This window comes from Streptomyces sp. NPDC059092 (assembly GCF_042756365.1).
Taxonomy (GTDB): domain Bacteria; phylum Actinomycetota; class Actinomycetes; order Streptomycetales; family Streptomycetaceae; genus Streptomyces.
In genome coordinates this window covers 1-22,655 of record NZ_JBHZEJ010000084.1, presented here as the reverse complement: position 1 = coordinate 22,655, position 22,655 = coordinate 1, and the positions used below count along the sequence as shown (strand labels likewise).

Here is a 22,655-nt window from a genome sequence, read left to right as displayed (position 1 = left end):
ATGCGTCTGCACTCCCTACACCTGCAGGCCTTCGGCCCCTTCGCCCGCCGCCACACCGTCGACTTCGACGCCCTGTCCGCCGACGGCCTGTTCCTTCTGCACGGCGACACCGGCGCCGGCAAGAGCACCCTGTTCGCCGCCATCTGCTTCGCCCTCTATGGCCTGCCGCCCCACGAACGCAACATGCGGCTGCGCAGCGATCACGCTCCCTCGGATCTACTCACCGAAGTGACCCTGGAAGTAACCCTCGCCGGCAAGCGCCTGCAGATCCGCAGGATCCCCGCCCAGAAGCGACCCCACCTGCGCAACAGCGCAGAGCTCGTCGACCAGAAGGCCGAAACCTACCTGCACCAATGGGTCCTCGACGAACACGGACACGGCCGGTGGGAAGGCATCATCAAGTCCCACAAGGAAGCCGCAGAAGAGATCAAGTCCCTCCTGCGCCTGACCCGCCAGCAGTTCTGCCAGGTCGTCCTGCTCCCACAGAACGAGTTCACCAAGTTCCTGCGCGCCGACGCATCCGAACGCCGGGTCCTGCTCGGCACCCTCTTCGGCACCCGCCGCTTCGGCCTCATCGAAGAATTCCTCGCCAACCGCAAAACCCTCACCGCCAAGACGCGCGACGAGGCCCGCGCCGACGTCCTGCGCCTGGCCGAACGCATCCAGCAGGCAGCCGGCGACGACCTCGAACCGGCCCAGAACGCCCCCCGGGCCGACGACCCCACCACCCTCACCGCACCCGCCCGCGCCTGGGCCACCGTCCTGCACCGCCAGGCCCTCACCCGCCAAGACGCCACCGACGCTGCCACCGAGACCGCCGAGCAGCAGCTGACCGAAGCCCGCCGGGCAGAACAGGCCGTCCGCGACCTCCACCGTCTCCAGCAGGCCCACCGCACCACCGCACACGACCTCGGCCTGCTCCACGAGCAGACCACCCACCACGACCACCTCGCCGAACGCCGCGACCGCGCCGTGAAAGCCCAACAACTGCAATCCGTCCTGGAGACCGCACACACCGCCGACCGCGAGCACACCCGTGCCCTGGACGACGACAGCCGCGCCCGCGCCCTGCTGTCGCCCGAACACGCATTGCTCGACACCGCCGGCCTCACTCACGCCGCCCAGCAGCTGCACGCCGAAACCGGCGCCGTCCAGGCACTGCTGCCCGACGAGGCCACCCTCCAGCGCCACACGACAGATCTGGCCGCACTCGACCGCGAGCGCCAGCAGCTCACCGAAACCCTCACCGACGCTCAGCAATGGCTCAACGCCCTTCCGCAACGCCGCGCTGACCTTGCCACGCGCCTGGAAACCGCCCGCAGCGCGCAGGAAACCAGCCGCGAACTCACCCCCACCCTCAACCTCGCCGAAAAGCAGCTGGAAGCCGCCAGACGCCGTGACGCTCTCGACCAGCAGATCAGCGCCGCCCACAAGGTCCTCAGCCAGGCCGAGAAGGACTCCGAGCAAGCCGCGAAAACGTACGTCGACATCCGGCGCCGCCGCACGGACGGCATCGTCGCCGAGCTCGCCGGCCGGCTCGTCGACGGCGAAGACTGCCCCGTGTGCGGTTCCCCCACCCACCCCGCACCCGCCACCCCCCAGCCCGGACAGCCCACCGCCGCCGACGAACAGGCCGCCGAAGCCGCCCACACCCGCGCCCAGCAGAGCGAGAACACGGCCAAAGAGGCCCTGGCCCAGCTGAACGAACAGGCCGCCACAGCACGCGGTGAAGCCGGCGGCAACACCCCCCTCACCGACCTCACCGCCAACCGCACCGCCCTCGAACAACACCTCGCCGACGCCCTCTCCCAGGCAGCCGACGCCGGACCAGCCGGCGAACAACTCACCCTCCTGGAAAAAGAACAGGCCGACACCGAACACACCCGCAACACCGCAACCGCACGCATGGGCGCCGCCGAAGCCACCTACGACAGCCTGCACACCCAGCGCGAAGAGCTCACCCACCGCCTGGCAACCACCCTCAACGGACACACCACACTCGCCGACCGCATCACCCACCTCACCCAGCACGCCGGCCGACTCGAGACCGCCGCCGCGTGCGCAGCCACCGTGACAACAACCGCCACAGACCGCCACAGCGCCACCGCTCTCGCAGAGCAGGCAGCGCACGCAGCAGGCTTCACCTCCCCGGCCGAAGCCTCGGCCGCCCGCCTGCCCGACAACGAACTCACCGCGATCGACAAAGAGATCACCCACTGGCGTGAACAGCGCCTCGTACTGACCGCCCGGCTCGCCGACCCCGAACTGCAGGCAGCCATCACCCAGCCACCCGCCGACCTCGAGCGCGCCGTCACCGAACTGGACACCGCCACCACAACCCACACCCGCACGGCCGCCCTCGCCACCCAGGCCGCCGACCGGACAACCACCCTGGCCACCCTCACCGCTCAGCTGGACACCCAGATCCAGCGCCTGGAGCCACTCGAGGACGCCTACCGCACCGTCGATCACCTCCACGGCCTCATCAGCGGCGGCTCACCCAGCAACCAGCTCCGCATGCAACTGGAGTCCTACGTCCTGGCAGCCCGTCTCGAAGACGTCGTCGACGCCGCCAACACCCGCCTGTCACGCATGTCCCACCACCGCTTCACCCTCGTCCACTCCGACGACAGAGCCGCCCGAGGCGCCAAATCAGGCCTGGACCTCAAGGTCCTCGATGCCTGGAGCGGCCACAAGCGCCACACGGACACCCTCTCCGGCGGCGAATCCTTCTACGTCTCCCTGGCCCTCGCCCTGGGCCTGGCCGACATCGTCACCGCCGAAGCAGGCGGCCAGGCACTGGACACCCTCTTCATCGACGAAGGCTTCGGCACCCTCGACGAAGACACCCTCCACCAAGTCCTCGACGTCCTGGACTCCCTGCGCGCCCACGACCGCACCGTCGGACTCATCAGCCACGTCCCCGAACTGCGCCGCCGCATCACCCAGCGCCTGCACATCGCCAAGCACATCGACGGCTCCACCCTCAGGCACCTGACCGAAGCGGCCGAATGACCGCATGGCAGAACACGAGGACACGCACCCGGCCACCCGCCGACCGGAACGCATGACACCAAGGCTTGGGCTCCAGTTGATAGAGACCAGCTGCACCGAACCCCCGCTATACGCGAGAATGACCGCGAGCCAGCCCCTCTCGTATGCCGAGGAACCGTGCGATGACCACCAGCCCCACCGCCACACAACACACCGGGCGTCTGGTCCTGCGCACGGACCAGCAAGAGGGCCTCGCTAGTACGGTCCGCCACCTGCGCCGCCCGCGCACCCGCGGGCATGCCGTCTCGGCCTGCGGCACCGGCAAGACCCTCTTCGCACTACGCGTCGCCGAAGAACTCGGCGTGCGCCACCTGGCGGTGGCGGTGCCCAGCCTGGACCTGGTCGCGCAGTGGGCGGCGGCCGCCCGCGCGGACGGCCGCCGCGAGCCGATGATCACCGTCTCCTCGCTGCGCGCCGAATCCCACCCGCTCCTCGCCGAGGCGGAGGTCGACTCGGCCAACGCGGGGGAGTACCTGGCCTATTGGCTCGCCCGCCACCCCAAAGCGACGGTTTTCTTCACCTACGACTCGCTGTCCAAGATCGAAGAGGCCCAGCACTCCGCGATCTTCCCCGCCCCCATCTTCGGCCTGCTGATCGTGGACGAGGCCCACGCCACGGCCGGCACCTGGGAGAAGAACTGGACTGCGCTGCACGACAACGAGCGCATCCCTGCCGAGCGTCGCCTCTACCTCACCGCCACCCCGTATGTGTGGGAAGCCCCCCGCCTGACCGAACCGCCCACCACCAGGGCGCAGCCCAAGCGCACCACCGTCACCGCACCGGCTTGGGACGACCCATCCCTGCTGGCGACCATGGACCAGCCGAAGATCTTCGGCCCCCGCCTGCACACCTACTCCCACGCCGACGCCATCGACGACGGCGTCCTGGCCGACTACCAGCTCGTCGTCCCCACGATCACCGACACCGACCTGCGCACCGCGCTCACCGACCCCGCCGCCGGGCCGACCGCGCGCCGCACCACCGCCCTGCACCTGGCCGTCCTCAAAGCCATACGCGAGCACGACCTGCGCCACGTGTTCGTCTACTTCCAGCAGATCGCCGACGCAGCGGATTTCGCCCGCCAGTTCGCCCACACCCTGCGCACCCTCCCCGCCGACCTGCGCCCCGACTGGGCGGACGAGGTGATGGTGCAGTCCATCGACGGCACCTTCAACGCCCGCCGCCGCGCGAACGTCATCGCCCGCTTCACCGACGCGCCCCGCGGCGTGCTGGCCAACGCCAAGATCCTCGGCGAGGGCGTCGACCTGCCGGCCGTCGACGGGATCGTCTTCGCCGACCGCACCGCCAGCGTGCGCCGCATCGTCCAGGCGCTCGGCCGAGCCCTGCGCAAACCCCCCACCCAGACCACGAAGACGGCCAGCCTGATCATCCCCGCCTACATCCCGCCCGGCGCCGACCCCACCGACCTCCTCGGCACCCCCTACGAAGCCCTGTGGCTGGTCACCGCCGCGCTGCGCCACCACGACCAGACCATCGCCGCCCGCGCCCCCAGAGCCAAGAACCAGCACCCCGCCCGCAATTCCCACACCTACATCACCCGCCGCTTTCGCTTTGACCACACCCTCGACCCCACCGCCATCGCCCGCGCCCTGGACCTGCTGGTGTGGCCCTCCCACGGCGCCGTCCTCTCCGCACCGCGCCGCGCGGGACTTGCCGCCGCCGTCCGCTGCCAGGCCGAACACGGCCACCTGCGGGTACCGGCCGACTACGAGGACGCCTACGGCTACCGGCTCGGCACGTTCATCACCGGCCAGCGCACCGCTTACCAGGCCGGCGCCCTCGACCAGCCGTGGATCGCCGAGCTCGAAGAACTCGGCATGATCTGGGACGACCACGAAGCCACCTGGCAGGGCCACCTGGCCACCGTCGAGGCCTACCACGCCGACCACGGCCACCTCGCCGTCCCCGCCACCGCCCCCGGCGGCCAATTCCTCGCCGACCAGCGCGCCCTGGCCCGCAAAGACCGCCTCACCCCCGACCGCGAAGCGGCGCTCACCGCCCTGGACCCGGACTGGAAACTCCCGCACGGCCCCGACTGGCACCGCAAGTTCCACCTGCTGCGCCGCCACCTCGCAGACGGCCACCACCCCAGCACCCTCACCCGCGACACGCTCGTCCACGGCGTGAAAGCGGGTGCCTGGCTGCACCGCCAGCTCACCACCTGGCCCCAACTCGACCCCGGCCAACGCGACCTGCTCGCCAGCGCCGGCCTCACCCCCGACCGCATCAGCCTGGACCCGCAGCGCGCCGCGGGCCAGCCGTCCGCGCCGCGGCGGCGCACGTTCGCGCAGACCGCCCAGATCCTGCAGCTCTTCGTCGAGCGCTGGGGACGAACCCCCGCGGCCCGCGAATGGATCGACGTCGACGGCGACCGCGTCATGATCGGCCCCTGGCTCGCCAAGACCCGCACGAAGCGCAACGCCGGCCAACTCCCCGAGTCGCAGGCCCACCTGCTGTCACAGATCCTTCAGGAGGACCCGATCGCGTCGTCGGCCGACACCACCGGGTGACCCGGCCGTCTACCTGCTGTCACCGGCCGCCGGGGGCGGTGGGCGCTCACACCTCGATGCGCAGCCAGGTGTTGCCGGCGCGCAGCCACAGGGCTCCGTCGCGGCCCTGTCCGCAGCGCAGGACGAGCCGACCGGGCACCCGCAGCCGCTGGCGGCCGGTGACAGTCCAGGTGGCGTCGTCGAGGCGGGCACGGGTGAGCTCCAGGAACGGCTTGTTGTGCTCGCGGCGGGTCAGGACGGCCCGGTTACCGCGCACGGCGAAGCCGTCCGGGGCGCGCACAGGGCTGCGGTAGCTGGTCACGGCGCCGGTGGAGGGGGTGATCCGGGTGAGGAAGGCGCCGCCCGTGCTGCTGCCGGAGTACCACACGAGCCACACCTGTTCGCCCTCGGTCGCCGCAGTGCAGCCCTCCAGAGGATGATCGGGCAGCCGCCCTGCAGGAGCCCAGAGGGGCTGGCCCTGCAGGTTCCAGCCCGCAAGTCCCGCCGCCGACTCGTCGTGATCGCCGTAGATGCCCTCATCGCCGTAGGCCGTCCAGATGCTCCCGCCGGCGTCGGTGACCAGGGCGGGGATGTCATCACCGACGCAGAACTCGGCCTCAGGGGCACCCGAGGGTGAGAACAGCACCGCATTGGGCTTCCAGGGATCCCCGGCCGCACTCCGGGACGTACGGCTGCTCACCAGCAAGAACCTGCGATTCGGCAGCAGGGCCAGATGGGAGGGCCACATCCGGATGTCCTTCACCGCGATGCGCTGTTCCACGTGGCCCCTGATGATGACCAGCTCAGCGGTGAACGGAAGGTCCGGCCTCAACCCGAGCCACCCTCTGGGGTAGCGGCTGCGGTGCAGGAAGCGCCGGTTGACCAGCAGGACCGCAAGCTCACCGCCGGGCCCTACGCTCCACCACAGGGCCAGGCGCCCGCGCAGGAAGTCGGCGGCGGGCAGCCGCCACATGTGGTGTATCGAGGCATCAGAACGTGCAGGCGCGAAGCGCAGGATCACCGGCAGCCGTCTCTGGGACTCCGGGAGCCGAGCCGCCCGAAGAGCGCCACCTTACCGGCCTTCCACACGGCACCCGGGAAAGGATCGAGCCCTTGGGTGGGCAGCCCGCGCTAGGGGCTGATTCCGTGCGGGCGGGCGCCGGGTGGGGGAGTGCTGGGCCGGCAGTGACGACCTGCGCACCAGCTCATGCATCCGGCGGATCTTCCTCAGCCATCAACACGTCCAGCCGCGCTCGCACCGCCCCCACAGCGGTGACGCCCAGGTCCGACGACCATCGGCCCTTCCCGGCCTTCTCGCAGCCCTCGTTGACACCGATGAGGATGGCGAGGGTGAGGTGGGCCCACTGCTCCTCGGTCAGGTAGCCAGGCTTGGTGACCGGCTCCGGCCCGGGGTGATGTGATGTGTGCGGCATGATCGTTCCTTTCGTGACAGACGGGTTCGCGCCCGGTCGCCACGGTCATCAGCCCCGTGAAGGGGCGGTCGCGGAACAGGCCGGCTGCGGGCGTAGCGGTACGCCGTGCTCCGGCGTCAGCGCATGGGCGGTGCGGACTTCGATGCACCGTCGTTCAGCAGGGTTCGGGAAAGCCGGGCAATTCCAGCGGCACAGGGACGGGCTCGGGACCGGTGACGGAGCGCTGCAGCACCAGCCGGAACCGTTCCCCGTCCGCGGGCCTCAGGGTAGCCTCGGCTCCGTTGCCGCGCCCCGCGTCGAGAGCGGTCAGTGCCGCGCGGCCGCTATCCGGCTCGACGGCTGCCTTTTGGTGGAAGACAATCACCGGACCGAGCTCCAGGCGCCGTCCGGCGATCTGCAGGGTGAACTCCTCGAACGGCAGCCACACCGCATGCGGTTCACCGCCGAGCCGGGCGCGGACGGCGGGGGTGTCGCGGCCGTTGAAAGTGACACGCACCTGGGGCAGGAGAGGGGAGATCACGCAGTGTCCGTCGAGGAGCAGGCGCGCGACGCGCAAGGCGATCCGTTCCTTTGTGGTGAACTCGTCGGGAACGGGGAAGTACTGCTCGCAGTGACGCTGCACCACGTCGAGGTCCTCAAGGAAGAGCTGCAGCCGCGCGGACTGCAGGCGCTCCGCTTCGGGTAAGGGCGGCATCTCGCCGCCTTCTACAGGGCCTTTGACGGTACGAATCTCGAAGGCACCGCCAGCCGCGATACGCCGGTGGATGCGCAGCACCCGCAGGGCCGCAGGCGGCTCCAGTCCCTCCAGCGAGAACGCGAGCGTCAGCGAGGCCGCGGCCCCGGAATCGTAGGGCGTCAGCAACTGCAGTGCGCTGCCCGCCAGTTCCATCCGCACGGACCGGCCGATGACGCCGCGTCCCAGATGCTTCAAGGTGCCGGGGTAGGAAGCGGTGACCCGATCGCCGTCCAGGAATACCAGGTCCGCGTCCACCTCTGCCGGAACGGTCGTCTCCGCCGGCCCCCACCGCACCTCGACGTCGTACCGCTCCCCGGCCAGGAACTGCGGCCCGGTCACCGTCATCTTCCCCACCGTCCCGCGCGGCAGCACCACCTTCTCGTCCAGACCGAACCCCAGGCTGCGCCGGACCGCCTCGGCCTGCTCCGGTTCCAGCGGGCCGATCCCGGTCAGCGTGAACACGATGGGAGATACCTCGTGGGCCCGCGAGTGCTTGCCGCGCAGCAGGTGCACCACAGCGCCGTCCCGCCGGGTGGAGTCCATGGTCCAGTGGTCGTCCAGCCCGTCGACCTGTTCGCCCAGCGCCGTCACTCGGGCGCTCACATCGTCCACGCCGCCCATGAGCAGCGCCCGCTCCTGCCCGTACACCCTCGCCGCCTCGAACAGCTGGTCGCGGGTGAACGACGCCTCCACGTCCGGATGTGCCGCCAGTAGATCGTCCAGCTTCGCCCGGTCCCACACCTCCACCTCGACGGCCAGCCCGTCGGCCAGCGACACCACGAACTCCCGCTCGGGTGTCGTCAGTACGCACGGCACCACCAGCACCCACTCCTGCGGCCCGCCGCGCATCGCCCGCGCGAACGACTGCCTGATCGACTTGCGCCGCCCCTTGTGCGCCGTGGTCGGGAAACCGCCCGGGTAGTACTTCAGCTGGAAGACGCGCACCCGGGAGTCGTGGGTGACCTTGATGTCGATGCCGTCGTCCCCGCCGCGCCCGTTGACCGCCTCCACGCGCGCGGTCGCGTCGTACACACGGTGCACCACCGCCTCGACGATCCGGTCGAACCCCGGCTGCCCGACGCGATCCCACTCAACCGCCACAACCGCCCCCTGCCGCGCATCACACCCTGGGAGAGTGATGATCCCACCCGGCACTGACAGCCACCGTCCAGCCGGCGCGGGGACGGTACCCGCCGCGTGAGCGGCTGCGTCGGCTCAAGTGCACGCTCCGGCTCCGGATGACCGGAGGCGGCCGCCCAGAATGCTTTCGGGCTCCGGCCCGAGCATCCGGCGGCGGGTGCAGCGGCACAACGAGAACTGTCGGCAGGCCGTGGGCCGGGGTGCGGGCCTGGTGCGGGGGCATGCTCCCCTTCAGCGTCGAGCAGGTTGCCCGAGAATCTCGCACCGCCCGCCTCGTGGCTGTAGACACAAGGTGGGCGTCTTGCCGGGCCGGTCCCCAACCCGCAGAACCGGCCCACAGAGGGAAGAACCCGGAGGGAGACGAGCGTTCGAGGTGTCCAGCACTTCAGAAACCAACGTCCGCATCGCGCCCTGTGCCCTGCGAGCCCTAAGCCGGATCACGGTCCGGCGAGGTACTTCCCGCGACGAGACGGTCCGCCAACTGCTGGCCGAGCACATGGCCTTCCAGGAACAGCAGCACCCCGAGGACCGGCTCACCCACATCTCGACCGTGCTGCGCTACCCGCGCCCGCCGCGCTGGCGCAGCGAGCCGCGCACGGACGTGCCCCTGCGGGTCAGGGCACCCGCTGACCTGCTGGAGCAGGCCCGCGCCCTTTCTTTGCGGCTGCCGGGACAGCACCCGCGCGCCCACCGCGACTACCGGGGCCGCATGCTCACCGACGCGGTGACGACCGCCATCGCACGGGCCGAGCCCTTCGACGACGACTTCCTCACCGGCCTGCTGCCCTTGCTGCGCCACAGCGCCGCGCTCGGCCTGTGGCGGCTGACGACGGTGAAGACCAGCACGGGACCGGAAAGGCATGGCTGATTGAAGCGCAGGCCGTACGAGCGGATCACTGGCTGTCCGACGCCCCTGTGGATCCGGGGGACCAGTACCTGCTGAGAGTCGCGGACCGCCTGGAGCAGGACGAGGCGTGGCATTCCTCGGAGCGCTTCAAGGCGGCAACTGCCCTGGCCCGCCGTCATCTCAGCGGCCCTGAAGCCAAAGCCTGGGAGCAGGTGCTGTACGAGCAGGACACGGCCTTGGACGAGGAGTACCAGGACCTCCTCCAGGCCGACGACTCGGACTACAGCCGCAGGCGGCGGGAAGACGGGAGCACCAGCTACGACTGGACGGGCCGGGGCGGCACGGCGGTCTGGCGCGCCCAACGCCACGTGGACGTCGAGTACTGCGAGCAGTGGCTGGTCGAGCGCACGAAGAACGATCCCGCTGCCGGAGTGATGGAAGAACCAGGCTCGCCCGGCTGGCTGCTGCGCACCCCCGCCGCCTGGCTCGCTCACGCCCCCGCCCGCGCCGCCCCCGGGCAAGGGCCCGAACCGTACGCCACATGGGCCGCAGAGGGTCGGCTGCTGGCCTTCCCTCACCGCAGCCGACAAGCTTTCTGGCCGCTCCTGCGCCGACCGGGCACCCTCGGCTGGGAACCGGTACCGGGCTTCGCCCCCCTGGCCGCCGCGGCCGCCGGGCTGCACCCCGACAAGGTCATCGGCTTCATCGAGGCCGTCCTCATTGACTGGAACCACACCTTCACCGAAGAGCCCTACCTGCACATCGCACTGGACCTCCCTGCCGACAGGGCACGCCAGTTCGGCTTCATCACCGCCGAGGAACAGCACCGGATCATGGCCGATGCCCGCACCGCGACCCTCAGCAGCATGGACGCCTTCATTGACCGGGCCGCGGACAAGGGGGCCGACGAGACCTACCTGCAGAAGCTGAAGGAGGCCCGCCGCGATGCCGCAAGCACATGATCAAGCACCAAAGATCGGGCTTCGGCGTGGTCCGGGCCAGCTGGAAATGGCCCGGGCAGTCGGTGGCCGCCGAGCTCACAGCCGGCTTCCCGCCCGAGCTCCTCCAGTGGCTGGCCACCGCCGCACACAAACGAAGCACCCTGCTCCTGGAGCAGGCGATGCAGGAGGCCTGGCAACGCGCCTTCGACCGCTACGGATTCCGCATGTGACACCCACCGATACACACGGCTCTCCCCTCCCGTGTGAAGTGGATTCATGCCCGACCGCACCAACCGGGCCGACATCCGCGCACCCCACCGGTGCGTCCATCCACAAGGGGGAGACCTCGCAATGCACAGCGCACGACCAATGATCTCGTTCCTGGCCGCAGGCGTCACCGGCCTGGTGCTGGCGCTGACCGGCGCCCCCTGGTGGCTGGCCGCCACCGCCTTCGGCTGCCTCGCGCTCGGCCTGGGAGAGTGGTGGCCCTCCAGTCCGTCTTCCCCCAGGAGTCCGCTCACCGGCTCGCCTGGTGGCGCGATCGCCGCCGGTAGCGTCAGGGCGTGCAACTCTGCGACGGAGGCCGGGGGTGAGACCGTAACCCGGGCCGGGGGTGTAGCACTCCATGGCACTGGGCGCGCCCCCGCCGAGCTGGCACTACCTTCGGTGCCGGCCCGACGCACGGCCAAGACGACGGCGGCGACTCCCGCGGGTCCAGCACATGGACAGGACCAGACAGCGGCCCGGCACCACCCCGGACGCCGACCGCCCGCACGGCGGTCGGCTGGTGCCTGGGACGGGAAGCTTCCAGGGGGTGACGTGCGCGCCGTCGAGCCGCCGGTGCACCATCGACAGCGTGGTCAGCAGCTCCAGCAACTCCTCGTTTGTGACCGTGCGGTGAAGCCGCGGCTCGTGCGCGGCCGGGTTGCGGTACATGCTGAACAGGCCCTTGACGAGGTTCGCCAGCCCTTTCTGCTCGTCCAGCTCGGGCCCGCTGCCGTTCGCGTTGACGGCCACCCGGGCGATCCCCTGGCCGGGCATGAGCACCGTGTCGACCAGCCGCGCCCCGTCCAAGACCTGGCCGGTGAGCTGCCGCAGCCGGTCGGCCACCGACTTGATCGCTTCTAGACTGGCGTGGAAGGGGTTCTTGGCCAGGATCTCCAGGGTGCAGTAGCGCAGCACCTCCGGATGCGTGGAGCGCCGGCGCAGCTCGGCCCGCAGCGAACTGGCGTGCCGGGCAGCCTGGCCGCCGCCGGCCCCCGGGCAAGGCGCCCCTCGTCGTTCACCCGCAGCCCGACATGGACGAGGACCTCGTTGAGGTCGTCCTGCCGATGCGAGAACGCGTGCGGCTGTTGCGCGTAGCGCACCGGGGCCATCGCTGCGGTGATGAACGCGATCACACAGTTCGACGCCTGCTGGCGCTCCTGCTGCGCCAGCAGTGCCCCGGCCAGCCGGTCCCGCTTGTTCGCGCCCTCCACGTCCGGGACCTTCACGGCCGCCAGAAGCTGTCCGATCTCCCGACCGGTCAGCCCCTGCGCGGTGTCGCCGAGCACTCGCCACCGCAGTGACGACCGCTGCAGGCCAGGCCTCGTGTCTGCGCGCTGCCATGCCCTCTCAACTTCCCCTCGGTGTATGGCCAACTGGTCAGGATGACACGAGTGTGGGAAGCCGGCTCCCTCATTTTCGCATCTACGAAAGCCCGTGACCTCGGCCCGTTCGTCCGGGGGCTGCGGCCCCGTTCATGCGACGGCGCCGCTCTGCACGCGTGTCGGGGGAGCGGTCAGCCGAGTGGGAACCAATACTCCAGCGGCGAGATGAGTCCGTGCTGGTGGAGGTAGTAGGCAAGCTCGTGGCTCACTGGTACTTCGAGCGTGGCCGCGGCCACGGCGAACCACCAGGCGAGGTTCCACTCGCGGAGCCTGCGGGTGAGGCGTTGTTCGGGGACGGACGGGGGGTAGGGCGGAAGAGGCGGCAGGGCCGGCGTCGCTCCGTCCGGCAACGAGTCGGCGGACAGGGTAAGTACGACGGTCGAGCCGGCGGGGACGGCCTCGGCCGGTACGACGGCGATCACTACGGGCGGTACGGGTGCCGCGGACGCCGGGTGAGCGGCCGGGACGGCCTTGGGGACGGGGGGCACGGGTACGTCGGGCATGGCGGTCTCCTGCGGGGTCGGCCGGCAGCGGACTGCCGCCGGCGGAAGGCCAAGGAGGCCGTTTACAAGGGGTTTCTATCGATCTGGGCACCGTCACGTGCGGGGACGACTACGCTGGTCAGCCACGGGTTCGACGGCTTTTCCGACGATGGCGAACCTTGCAAAGCCGTACGGGGGCGAAAGGCCGGCGATGGGGCACGCGGAGCGGTTACGGGCGGAGCTGAACGCGCTTTACAAGGCGGCGGACTCGCCGACGTTGGCCACCATGGCGGGCGTGGGCGCGAAGCAGCTGCCGCCCGTCAAGATCTCCCTCTCGTCGGTCTCCGGGTGGCTGAAGGGCCCGGCCGTACCGAGTACGGGGGAGGCCACCCGCTACTTCCTAGCGCTCGTGCACTACCTCCAGAGCAAGGCGCAGAAGGCCGGATCGGATCACACCCCACGGCCCCCGCAGTACTGGGAGACGCTCCTGGTCCAGGCGCGCAAGGAGCGCGACGCCGCGCGCGGCGGGCGCCCTCCGAAGGATCCGGCCGATCATGTGCCGGTACCTGCCCCGATGACGCTGCCGCTGGCCCCGGCGGGGTTCACCGGCCGCACGGACGAAATCGACCAGGTGTTGTGGTGGTTGCAGCCCCTGGACGGCGCCGGTGAGCCGAGCGAGGAGGCTGCGACCGTCGTGGTGTCGGCCGTCTCAGGCATGGGAGGCGTCGGCAAGACGGCGCTGGCTCTGCACGCCACCCAGGCCCGGGACCGGGGCTGGTTCCCGGGCGGGACCCTTTTCGCGGACCTGCGCGGGTACGGCGACGAACCGGTGGGTGCCGCCGAGACGGCCGACCGGATGCTGCGCGCCCTGGGTGTGAAGGGCAGAGACATGCCGCCCACGCCCGACGGGAAGACCGACGCCTGGCGGCAGAAGCTGGCGGAGCTCGCGGCACAGGGCCAGCCACTGCTGGTGGTCCTGGACAACGTGCGCGATCCCGCGCAGGCCAGCGCTCTGCTGCCGGGCACGCCCCACCGGGCCCTGCTCACCTCACGGCATCGGCTCTCGGCGATGCCCGTGCGCCGGATCGAACTCAATCCGTTGAGCGCCGCGGACGCCGCGGCGCTGCTGGACCGGGCCTTGCGTGCCGGCGGCACGCAGGACGACCGCGTCACCACCCAGCCCGAAGCGGCACTGGAAATCGTGCAATTGTGCGGCTTTCTTCCGCTAGCCCTGCGGATCATCGGCGCGCTGCTGCGGGACGAGCGCGGCCGGCCGTTGGCGGCCCAGGCCAGAGAACTGGCGGACGAACGGATGCGGTTGGACGTACTGGAGTACGAGGGCAAAGAGGCGGACTGGCGGCCGCTGGCCGTGCGAGCCTCCTTCGAGCTGTCGTACCGGCACCTCGCACAGGATGCGCGGCGCGTGTTCCGGCTGCTGGGCGCGGCCCCAGGAGCGGACGTGTCCACCACTTCGGCGGCCAAGCTGTTCGACCGGGGCCTGGCACAGGCCCGGCGACTCCTGGCCGGGCTGGCCCGGGCCCACTTGGTCGTGAAGACGGCCGAGAGCGGGGCCGAGCTGACGTTCGCCGTCTGCGGGCTGCTGCAAGAGCGGCGGCACCTGGAGGACTGGATCACGCTGAGCCGGAGTTCTGTGGCGATTAGCCATGAACGCGATGATTTGCCCGTCGAGGCCAAGGCGTTGGGGAACCTGGGTGCCGCCCTGAGTGAGATGGGCCGGATCGAGGAGGTGATCGACGTCACCGAGCGGACGGCGGAGATCCACCACCAACTCGGGGATCTTGCGGGCGAAGGATTAGCGCGGCTCAACCTCGGCGGTGCACTGGCCGAGGCTGGCCGTTGCGGCGAGGCGGTGGAGGCCGGGCAGGCGGCCCTTCAGATCCACCGCACCCTGAAGGACCGCCATATGGAGGCCAGGGTGTTGAGCAACCTCGGGATCGCCTGGGCGGGGCTCGGCCGGTTCGACGAGGCGATCGACGCCGACAAGAAGGCGGCGGCAGCCCACCGGGAGACCGACTACCCGCGGGGCGAGGGGATGGCGCTCACCAACTTGGGGAGCGCTCTCGCCAGCACCGGCCGTTTCGCAGAGGCACTCGAAGCGCACACGCAGGCACTCGCCATCCACCGCGCTACGGGCGACCGGCATTTGGAGGGCAAGGCCGGCAACGCCCTCGGGTGCGCCTTGGTAGGCAGCGAGCGGCCCGAGGAGGCGGTCGACGCGCACACGGAAGCGGCGGCGATCTTCCGGGAGACCGGTGAGCTCGCCCTTCGGGCGATGGCGATGGACGACCTCGGGGTCGCACTCCAGGCGACGGGCCGGTCGCAGGAGGCGGCGGACGCGCACGCACAGGCGGCGGCGATCTTCCGGGAGGCCGGCGACCGGCATGCCGAGGCACGGACCTTGTGCAACCAAGGGTTCGTACTGCAGGAGGCGGGCAGATCGGCGCAAGCGGACATCGCGTACCAGAGGGCGGCCGACCTCTTCCGGGATAGGAGACCTCGAAGGGCAAGCCCACGCCCTGGAAGGCAAACGAAGCGCCGAGCCGTCGCGCTCTCTTCCGATGCAGCGGCCCCAAGGTGGCTGGCTGCGGGCGCTGTTCAACCGCAGGAGCCAGTGAGCGTCCGGCCGCCCCGGGCCGATGCCAAGGCCGCCGTCAGCCGACATCTCCGGCGGAGGCTGGGACGGCAGGGGCATGCGTGAACTCATGCGGGCAGTTACCGGGTCGACGGCGGCGGGAGCTCATCCCACCACCTCCCACTGACATCGCCGTGCTGCTCCGGCATAACCCCGTCGTAAAGAGGGAGCGCTATCGCGCAGGTGTGCGACTCGATATGGGCCTCTCCGTACACGTTGAAGCGGTCCGGGGCAGCTGTGACGGCCAAGTGATCGGCTCCCAGGGCATGAGCGGGCCGCAGGACACAACTCGCGCGTCGTGTCGCGCCGAGGTGACATGCCTGTCAAGCAGGGACGACACGGATACTGCCCACCGGCGCTCCGGGCGACCGGCATCTTCTGCCCAGCAACTCGCCGACCAGGCTCAGGGCGAGGACGAACTGAAGAGGCCCTCCTGCCTGGCCGAACCGCTTCGGATAGCCGTTGTTACGCACGGATGAGGAGCGCGCCGTCCTACCCGGGCGCGGAGACCGGCCGGGCCGCTCGTCCCGCAATGCAGACGGTGAGGATGCGGTGGGCGGCAGAGCACAGCGGTTCGTCCGGACAGCAGGGTAGGCCTCGTTGCCCGGTACGCCGCCTCGTGGACGGCCGGGTACCTGCGGCGGCCGTTCACTGACCGTTTGAGGCGGGTGCGCTCGTGCGTAGTGCCTGGCGTATGCGGGGGTCGGCGGTGCGGTCGTCGGCGATGTGGCTGAAGTGCTGGGCGGATTCCGGGTGCTCGCGCAGGACGGCGGCCACGACGGATGCGGCGTCGCTCTTCAGAGTCCGCAGCCATGGAATGATCTTGTCATGGGCGCTCCACTGGTCCCAGGCGCCGTCCCAGGTGCACATGGTGTGGGCGGCTTCCTCCAGCAGATCCCAGTCGCGGTGGCTCGCGGCGTGTGCGCAGAGGCCCTGGAGCCAGATCACGACCGCTGCGGCGTCGCCGAACTGCACCATGTGCGTGTCGTCTCCGTCGACGTGCTCGGCCAAGGCGCGCAGGAGGTCGTGGGCTTGCACGGTGTCGCGCGCCAGGGCCGGTGCGGCCTGGCGAATGTCGAGGCGGGCGAGCACGCCGACGTGGAGTTCATAGTCCTCGCGATGGCCGCCCACCAGGGTCAGCAGTGCGTCCGCGGCGGCCGGGTCGCCGTTGCCGGCGGCTTCGAACAGCGTCTGGGCAGTTTCGAAGGGGGCTTCGGGGACGGCCGCATGCTCGCGGTCGACCAGGGCAAGCAGCTCACTGACGCTCTGAGGACGGCGCTGCGGATCCTGGTGGGTGGTGGCGCGGACGACGGCGCGCCACGGGCCGGGAGGGGGCGTCAGCGGCAGGTTGGTCTGCGGCAGCTTGCCGGTGAGGGCCCAGGCGATGACTCTGCCGATGCCGTAGACGTCGCTGGACGCCGTGGCCTCATGAGGTGCCACGGACAGTTCCGGGGCGGCGAAGCCCTCAGTGCCGATGGAGAAGCCGGTGCGGCCCACCTTGGTGGTCTGGCCGCGCGGCCGGCGGACGATGCCCCAGTCGGCGAGGGCCCATCGGCCCTCGAAGTAGAGGATGTTCGACGGTTTGATGTCGCGGTGCAGCCAGCCGTCCTTGTGCACGATGGCCAGCACCGATGCCAGAGCGTCGACCAGGGCACGCAGCTCGCCCGGTTCGCGCAGTAGCTCCTGGCGCTGGGCGGCGGTCGCCTCCGCCCAGGGCATCACGAACCAGGTGTGGTCGGCGCCGAAGTCGAGGATCGGCACGGCGTGGGGATGACCGTCCAGCAGCTGACCGGCCTCGATCTCCCGTCGCATGCGGGCTACTTGCCGTTCGGACGGGTACTTGTTGTGCAGCTTCTTCAACGCGACCTTCGTGCCGAGCACCTTGTGGGTCGCCTCGAACACGTCGGCCTGCCACCCGTCCGGGACCGGTTTGCGCGGGCAGGAGTAGTCCTTGCGCTCGCCGCGAGCGGCGTCGCGGACCGCGGCGTAGGCGTCATGGCCGGACAGTGCGGACGGTGCGGACGTCGTGGCGGCCGGGGGAGCGGGTGGTGCGGTGCGCCGTTGGGCCGGTATCCGCCGGGCCCCGTACACCGGGCGGCCGCTGACGGTGCGGGCTTCGGCGAGCTCGTAACCGTCGGGGGCCAGCAGGCCGTTGATCAGCGCGAGTAGCCGCTCGGTCTCGCCGGTGTCCGTCCGCACGGCGGGGTGGATCATTTCTGCCAGGAAGCGGAGAAGGACCTCGTCGGTGCCGTCGGCGAGAGCGAAGCGCTCGTCACCGAAGACCCAGTCGTCCTCCCAGTCCCCGGGGTTGTTGTAGCAGTGCTGGACGATGTCGCCCTCGGCCGTGGTGAAGCGCGGGTCGCTACTTTCCAGCCGGTCCAGGTCGTACAGCCTGCGCAGGAAGGCGACTTCGTCCAAGCTGCCCGACCAGCTCACCCCGCTGCTGCGCAGCGCGTCGAACAGCTGGCGCCGGGTGACGTCGGTGACGGCCGCCGGCGCTGCCGCAGGCAGGGCGCTGCCCCGGAAGCGGCCGGCGATGCTGTCGGCGGAGACGGTCCGGAGCAGGGACGTGCGCATCACGCTTTCGGTGCGGGAGCGGGAGAAGAGATCCGGATCGAAGGAGACGTCGTTGAGGGCCTGCAGCACGGCGCGCTGCAGATCGCCGCCCAGCTCGCGCAGCTGTTCGTAGTAGGTGTCCCTCAGCCCCAGGGAGAAGAAGTCCCCTTCCAGGATCTCGAAGCCGTCCGGCAGCGGCGTCCTGGCCGGCGCTGCCATGCCGAACCGGCCGACCTTGACCCCGCCGATCTCCCTGACCTCGCCGTCCGGATCGACACACAACAACTGGAAAGTCGTCTTGAAGCTGTAGTCATCCCAGTTGTCCTGGACCAGGAAGGCCTGCCCCGGCAAGGGGGAGACGGGCTGCCCGCGGACAGGCAGGACGGTGAACTGCACGGTTCCTCCGGAAGACACCCCCGACTGCGGCCGGGAACGTCAGACAGACAACGCAGCCGCCCCCTGCGGGCGGTGCTACTCCCGGCAAAAGTGCCGGGTCTTGCTGGTGTCAGGCGGCGGTGGCTCGGCCGAAACACTCGACGGCCGGGCCGACCTCCGGCAGCGGTCACAAAGGCGTGCGATCACCCCCAGCGGCCCGCTCGCGCTGTTCCGGCGGATGCACGTCATCGCGCTGCCGCCGCCGGAGCCTGCGCAGCTCAGCCCGGCGCTCACGCCGTTTGCCCCGGTGTTCGAGGTAGCGGAGGAAGGCAAGGAGCAGGTTCAGCTTGTGCTCGGACTCATCAGGTACCACGATCTTGGCCAGGCCGAGAACGAGCGAGACCGCGAGCGTGGCGAGCACGGTCCACATCACCGCCTCCCAGGGGGCGTTGGCCATCGTCAGCGCCGCGACGACCGCGCTGCCGCTGACCACACTCACAGCCGCCGGCCGCGCCCCGCCGAAGCGGGACTGCGGGGAGACAGGCGCGCTCACCGGCCCCGCTCCTTCCCGAGCAGCGCCTGAAAGCAGCGCTCCTGGTGGACCGTGCCCCGGCGGTGTCCCGCCACTGGCCCGGCCGAATCCACCGATCCCGACGACCGCACGGCGCCGCGGCCGGCCGCGTGGCCGCCGGCCACCGCATCCACCCGGCGCAGGAAGTCGGCGTTCACTGTCCGACCTCCTGGTCCTCGTCGAGGAGGAAGGCGGCCCGGGACGGCCCGAAGCGCAGGAGAATCTCTTCGGCCTGCCGCAGCTGCTCGCGCAGCTCGTCGAGGGTGTCGGCGTGGCCGAAGACCTCCGGCCCGCGGCTCTTGTGCAGGCGGGCGAGCGAGCGCGCGGCACCGAGCGCGGAGGCGACACTCACCGCGAGAAGCCGGCGCTGGCGCATGTCCTCCGCCTCGGCCTCCAGCGGCTCGCGGCCGTTCTCGGCGATGGAGGCCATCGCCCTGACCGGGTCGGAGGCGTAGACGAGGTCCCACTCGTAGTCGATGATGACCTGCTCGCCGGCCTTGTCGAGCAGGGGCTCGCCGTCGCGGACGAGCTGCCCGTCGACCTCGCGGTGGTGGGTGTGGAACTGCTTGGGCAGGACAGCCGGGTCAGCGGCGACGTGGGCGCGGGCGATGGAGTGCAGCATCCGCAGCCCTCCGGCGGTCTTCGACAGCACGTCGAGCAGGCTCACCGGCGTCGTCCGGAACGGCGCACTGCCGCTGCCGCGGACGGTGCCCTCCTTCGAGCCGCGGTCCCGGGTGATGTAGCCATCGAGGATCGCAGCGGTCCCGCCGAGCACGGTCAGCTCCGCCACCGCGCCGGCCTCGCCGGCCAGAGCGCGGTTGAGGATGTCGTCGAGGACCTCGGACACCTCACTGCCCTCGGTCAGCTTCCACGGCTGCTTCCACACCCGGTCGGTGATCGTGCCGCCGTTGCCGAAGGCCCGCAGCGACTGCTCGATGCTCCTGTGGCCGCGGTAGGCCGACAGCACCGTGGGCGCCAGCCGCTCGCTGATGCGCTGCCGGTCGCCCCTGGTCATCCCGAATTCCTGCTTGACCAGCCGGTTCATGGAGTGTGCGCCCGGCGCGGACAGCAGCACCTGCTGATGGAGCGCAGCCGCCCACAGCCGGTGCGCGGGGACGCCCAGAAGGTCGTGCATCTCCTGCGCGTCGACGGTGCCCGACAGCACGCGGTAAGTCTCCGGGGTGATCAGACCCTCGCGCAGAGCGTGCCGGTAGACCCGCTGCATGCCCTGCGTGTACTGCGCTCCCCGGGTCCAGGGGGTGACATGGACGTGCAGGCTGGCCAGCAGGTCGTCGCGGGCCGCCCCCAGGTCCGCCAGCGGCCCGCCGTCGTCGGCGCGCGCGCCGACAACGACGACGGCGGGGAACGTGAGCGTGTGGCCCTCCCGCCGCGTCGCCTCCGTCATCGTGTGCACGGCCAGGTTCTTGCGGGTGCGCGCCGTCAGCTCGACCGTCCGCCGACGGGCCAGCCCCTGCTCCGCCCGGCTGCGTGCCCCCGGGTAGTCCAGCGAACCGATGACGGAGGCGACGCAGGCCGAAATCGCGGCGTTGATGTCGCCGCCGGTCCGCGCCAGCCACATGCTCATCAGCCGGCTGTTGCCGTCGCCCGTGACCAGGAAGGTGTCCTCGCTGCCGTCGTCGTACACCACGCGCATCACGAACAGCGTCAGCGGCTCCTTCACCCCCTGCTGGAGCACGCTCTGGGTGTAGTCGTTCTCGCCCTTCTGGGCGTGAAACGTGTGGGACATGCTCTCCGCGACCGCGTGGGCCAGCGCCTTGCGGTCCCGCAGGTGGACGACGAAGACCGCGACCGGCTCCTCGCTCGTCGGATCGGTGAGCGTCTCGTACGTGGTGGCCAGGAACGTGGAGGGGACCGTGTCCATAGCCGTGTGCAGCTGGTTTGCCCACCTCTGGTTGATGATGTCCGGCAGGACGTCCAGGTCGAGGTAGCGCGAGTGCGGCGCGGTGGCATGCAGCGTGCCGCCGACGACGGGCTTGGCCGTCAGCAGGCTGACCGGCTCAGCGGCCACAAGCGCCTGCAGCTGCACCGGGTGCACCGCACCCGAGGTGACGACGTTCGCCGCCTCCTCATCCAGCGAGACGTCCGGGTTCGTGAGCAGCACCTTGCGTACCCGGCGGAGCCTGGTCACCGGCTGCGGCTCCGCAACCGCTACGGGCCGGCGCAGCAGAGGCGGCAGCCCATCGTCGTGATCGAGCCCGTCCAGGCCCGCGAAACTGTCCAGCGAAGTCATGATCCTGCTCTTCCTGGTGTCGTACGCGCAGCAGGAGGGCATGAGCCTCTGCTTCCACTGCGCGCCGTCCCCGGAAGGCGGCGTGCACCGTCACGCCCCATCAACGGCTCCCACGCCGCGATAAGCCCGTGCCGACCGGCGTTCCACGACAGTTGGGGCGAGCTGCTGGTCAGATCGGTCCGCATACGACCGAGCATTCCCCACGCGGCGAATGCTCGGTCCGCGAGAACCGAACGCTCACCACCGCGGGGGCCAGCCACTCTCATGCCAGGGTCGAGCCCTGAAACATGTCCAACATCGTCTAGCCAGAAGCGGGTGCGCCGCTGGCAACTCATGCCAGCGGCCCACGAGTCTACGCCCAACTCCCCATAGCCCAGGGCGAAGAGGGAAAATACGGCCTAGGAAACGAACTACGCTGATCGACGGACGCGAGATGCCCCTCTTGATCGCAGGCCGCCGCTGCGACCGCGCTCGCGGCGCAGGAGCGTGTTCTCCTCGGCGCTCGCGCCGCCGTGGACGCGAGGCGCCCCGGCTACGCCTGGGCGTGAATGGACGCGCGGTGAGGGGGTGTCCCATCCTCTCGTCACTGTCCGCGAAAAGAATCTTGGTTCGCCTGTTCACGCGGGCGGCTTCTGGAGCCTCTCCACCATGTACGGCCGATCCGTACGACGAGAGGACGGGGTGCCAGTGAACCCCGTTGCTCCACCGGAGTTGCCACATCCACATGCGCCGTCGGGAACGGCGCGCGTCAGAAGCCCAGGACACCAAAAGGTCAGCCAACGCTCCACGCACGCGATTGACGGCCGACCAGGGCCAACCCCCATCGCACCGGAAGCCGTGTCCCGTACCAGGGTGACCGCCTCCTTCGGCGGATACAGTGCCACGCGAACGCCTCGTTGGAGTGCTCCAGACACGGCAGCCGCACCAGCGTCTGCAACAGCGCCGCCGCCTTGAGGAACAAGGACCCGTAGACGTCGCGCTCCATGGCCCGGGCATTGACCCGTGGCGGTAGCCGCATACAGCGGACCGTAGTCGTCCACCTGCGGATCACCGGGCACCGGGCAAGCAGGAAGGTCAACGGGGGAGACCTAAGATTCGAATCTTCCATATTTCTAGGAGCAAGGAAGCACCCCGCTCGACCAATGTGTCAGATCACCCACCTGATGAGGCATCGACAAGAAGCCGATAGGCCACAGACCCCCGCCCCTTCAGCCAGCCAGAGCCGGCCACGGAGTGGACGGCATCTTCACTCACCTTGACCACAGTCAAGTTGCAGAGAAAAACCCGGCTAGGCACGATCGCGGAGCGATCGGGACCACCACACCCTGATCCGCGGAGCGGATCAACCGGTCCCGGAGGGACCGGTCGTCTCCGCGGAGCGGAGACGACGCAACGCCGCGTAGCGGGGGGGGCTTTTTCAAAAAGTTACCAGCCGGCCACGTAGGGGGGGTTGTTAG

Annotated in this window: 16 protein-coding genes and 1 pseudogene; 6 read left to right on the top strand and 11 right to left on the bottom strand. The window is 70.3% G+C overall.

Annotated features, from left to right (window positions below):
* Both ACFXPL_RS32790 and ACFXPL_RS32785 read left to right on the top strand, forming a co-directional pair.
* Positions 1-3,015, top strand: coding sequence for an AAA family ATPase (locus ACFXPL_RS32790; protein ID WP_384926514.1), 3,015 nt, complete (start codon positions 1-3; stop codon positions 3,013-3,015).
* A gap of 161 nt (positions 3,016-3,176) precedes the next feature.
* A complete protein-coding gene (locus tag ACFXPL_RS32785) occupies positions 3,177-5,585 on the top strand; it encodes a Helicase associated domain protein (protein ID WP_384926512.1) in 2,409 nt (802 codons plus the stop codon).
* Positions 5,586-5,631: 46 nt separating this feature from the next.
* Here the strand turns inward: ACFXPL_RS32785 and ACFXPL_RS32780 are convergent, their stop codons facing one another.
* The 3 genes from ACFXPL_RS32780 to ACFXPL_RS32770 all read right to left on the bottom strand — a co-directional run bounded on the left by ACFXPL_RS32780 (position 5,632) and on the right by ACFXPL_RS32770 (position 8,834).
* Positions 5,632-6,537 (bottom strand): hypothetical protein, encoded by a 906-nt coding sequence (locus tag ACFXPL_RS32780; RefSeq protein WP_384926510.1) that lies wholly within the window; start codon positions 6,535-6,537, stop codon positions 5,632-5,634.
* 232 nt (positions 6,538-6,769) lie between these two features.
* On the bottom strand, positions 6,770-6,997 hold the full coding sequence (locus ACFXPL_RS32775) for a hypothetical protein (protein WP_384926508.1): 228 nt from the start codon (positions 6,995-6,997) through the stop codon (positions 6,770-6,772).
* A 154-nt stretch (positions 6,998-7,151) separates the two neighbouring features.
* A complete protein-coding gene (locus ACFXPL_RS32770; protein WP_384926506.1) occupies positions 7,152-8,834 on the bottom strand; it encodes a hypothetical protein in 1,683 nt (560 codons plus the stop codon).
* A gap of 412 nt (positions 8,835-9,246) precedes the next feature.
* Between ACFXPL_RS32770 and ACFXPL_RS32765 the strand changes: the two genes are divergently transcribed.
* Genes ACFXPL_RS32765 through ACFXPL_RS32755 form a run of 3 tightly spaced genes read left to right on the top strand, consistent with a single transcriptional unit; the run spans position 9,247 to position 10,891 of the window.
* On the top strand, positions 9,247-9,741 hold the full coding sequence (locus tag ACFXPL_RS32765; protein ID WP_384926504.1) for a hypothetical protein: 495 nt from the start codon (positions 9,247-9,249) through the stop codon (positions 9,739-9,741).
* A gap of 47 nt (positions 9,742-9,788) precedes the next feature.
* Positions 9,789-10,682, top strand: coding sequence for a hypothetical protein (locus ACFXPL_RS32760; RefSeq protein ID WP_384926502.1), 894 nt, complete (start codon positions 9,789-9,791; stop codon positions 10,680-10,682).
* Complete coding sequence (locus tag ACFXPL_RS32755; protein ID WP_384926500.1) at positions 10,679-10,891, top strand: hypothetical protein; 213 nt, start codon at positions 10,679-10,681, stop codon at positions 10,889-10,891. Before ACFXPL_RS32760 ends, ACFXPL_RS32755 begins: the two co-directional genes overlap by 4 nt.
* Before the next feature lie 427 nt (positions 10,892-11,318).
* Here the strand turns inward: ACFXPL_RS32755 and ACFXPL_RS32750 are convergent, their stop codons facing one another.
* The 3 genes from ACFXPL_RS32750 to ACFXPL_RS32740 all read right to left on the bottom strand — a co-directional run bounded on the left by ACFXPL_RS32750 (position 11,319) and on the right by ACFXPL_RS32740 (position 12,813).
* Positions 11,319-11,843 carry a TIGR02391 family protein gene (locus ACFXPL_RS32750; RefSeq protein WP_384926498.1) on the bottom strand — a complete coding sequence of 175 codons (525 nt, stop codon included), beginning with the start codon at positions 11,841-11,843 and terminating at the stop codon, positions 11,319-11,321.
* Positions 11,786-12,214, bottom strand: a complete 429-nt coding sequence (locus ACFXPL_RS32745; protein ID WP_384926496.1) for a hypothetical protein — start codon at positions 12,212-12,214, stop codon at positions 11,786-11,788. The genes ACFXPL_RS32750 and ACFXPL_RS32745 overlap by 58 nt, the downstream gene beginning before the upstream one ends.
* A gap of 227 nt (positions 12,215-12,441) precedes the next feature.
* Complete coding sequence (locus ACFXPL_RS32740; protein WP_384926494.1) at positions 12,442-12,813, bottom strand: hypothetical protein; 372 nt, start codon at positions 12,811-12,813, stop codon at positions 12,442-12,444.
* A gap of 148 nt (positions 12,814-12,961) precedes the next feature.
* Between ACFXPL_RS32740 and ACFXPL_RS32735 the strand changes: the two genes are divergently transcribed.
* Positions 12,962-15,511, top strand: a complete 2,550-nt coding sequence (locus tag ACFXPL_RS32735) for a tetratricopeptide repeat protein (RefSeq protein WP_384926492.1) — start codon at positions 12,962-12,964, stop codon at positions 15,509-15,511.
* 582 nt (positions 15,512-16,093) lie between these two features.
* On the opposite strand, the gene ACFXPL_RS32730 is transcribed toward ACFXPL_RS32735, so the two are convergent.
* From ACFXPL_RS32730 to ACFXPL_RS32710, 5 genes and pseudogenes are all read right to left on the bottom strand, one after another.
* Positions 16,094-18,397 (bottom strand): protein kinase, encoded by a 2,304-nt coding sequence (locus ACFXPL_RS32730; RefSeq protein WP_384926490.1) that lies wholly within the window; start codon positions 18,395-18,397, stop codon positions 16,094-16,096.
* 166 nt (positions 18,398-18,563) lie between these two features.
* Positions 18,564-18,929 carry a hypothetical protein gene (locus ACFXPL_RS32725; RefSeq protein ID WP_384926488.1) on the bottom strand — a complete coding sequence of 122 codons (366 nt, stop codon included), beginning with the start codon at positions 18,927-18,929 and terminating at the stop codon, positions 18,564-18,566.
* Positions 18,926-19,105, bottom strand: a complete 180-nt coding sequence (locus tag ACFXPL_RS32720) for a hypothetical protein (RefSeq protein WP_384926486.1) — start codon at positions 19,103-19,105, stop codon at positions 18,926-18,928. The genes ACFXPL_RS32725 and ACFXPL_RS32720 overlap by 4 nt, the downstream gene beginning before the upstream one ends.
* Positions 19,102-21,198 (bottom strand): hypothetical protein, encoded by a 2,097-nt coding sequence (locus ACFXPL_RS32715; RefSeq protein ID WP_384926484.1) that lies wholly within the window; start codon positions 21,196-21,198, stop codon positions 19,102-19,104. Before ACFXPL_RS32715 ends, ACFXPL_RS32720 begins: the two co-directional genes overlap by 4 nt.
* Before the next feature lie 772 nt (positions 21,199-21,970).
* Positions 21,971-22,256 (bottom strand): annotated as a pseudogene (locus ACFXPL_RS32710) (fic family toxin-antitoxin system, toxin component).
* Positions 22,257-22,655 lie beyond the last annotated feature (399 nt).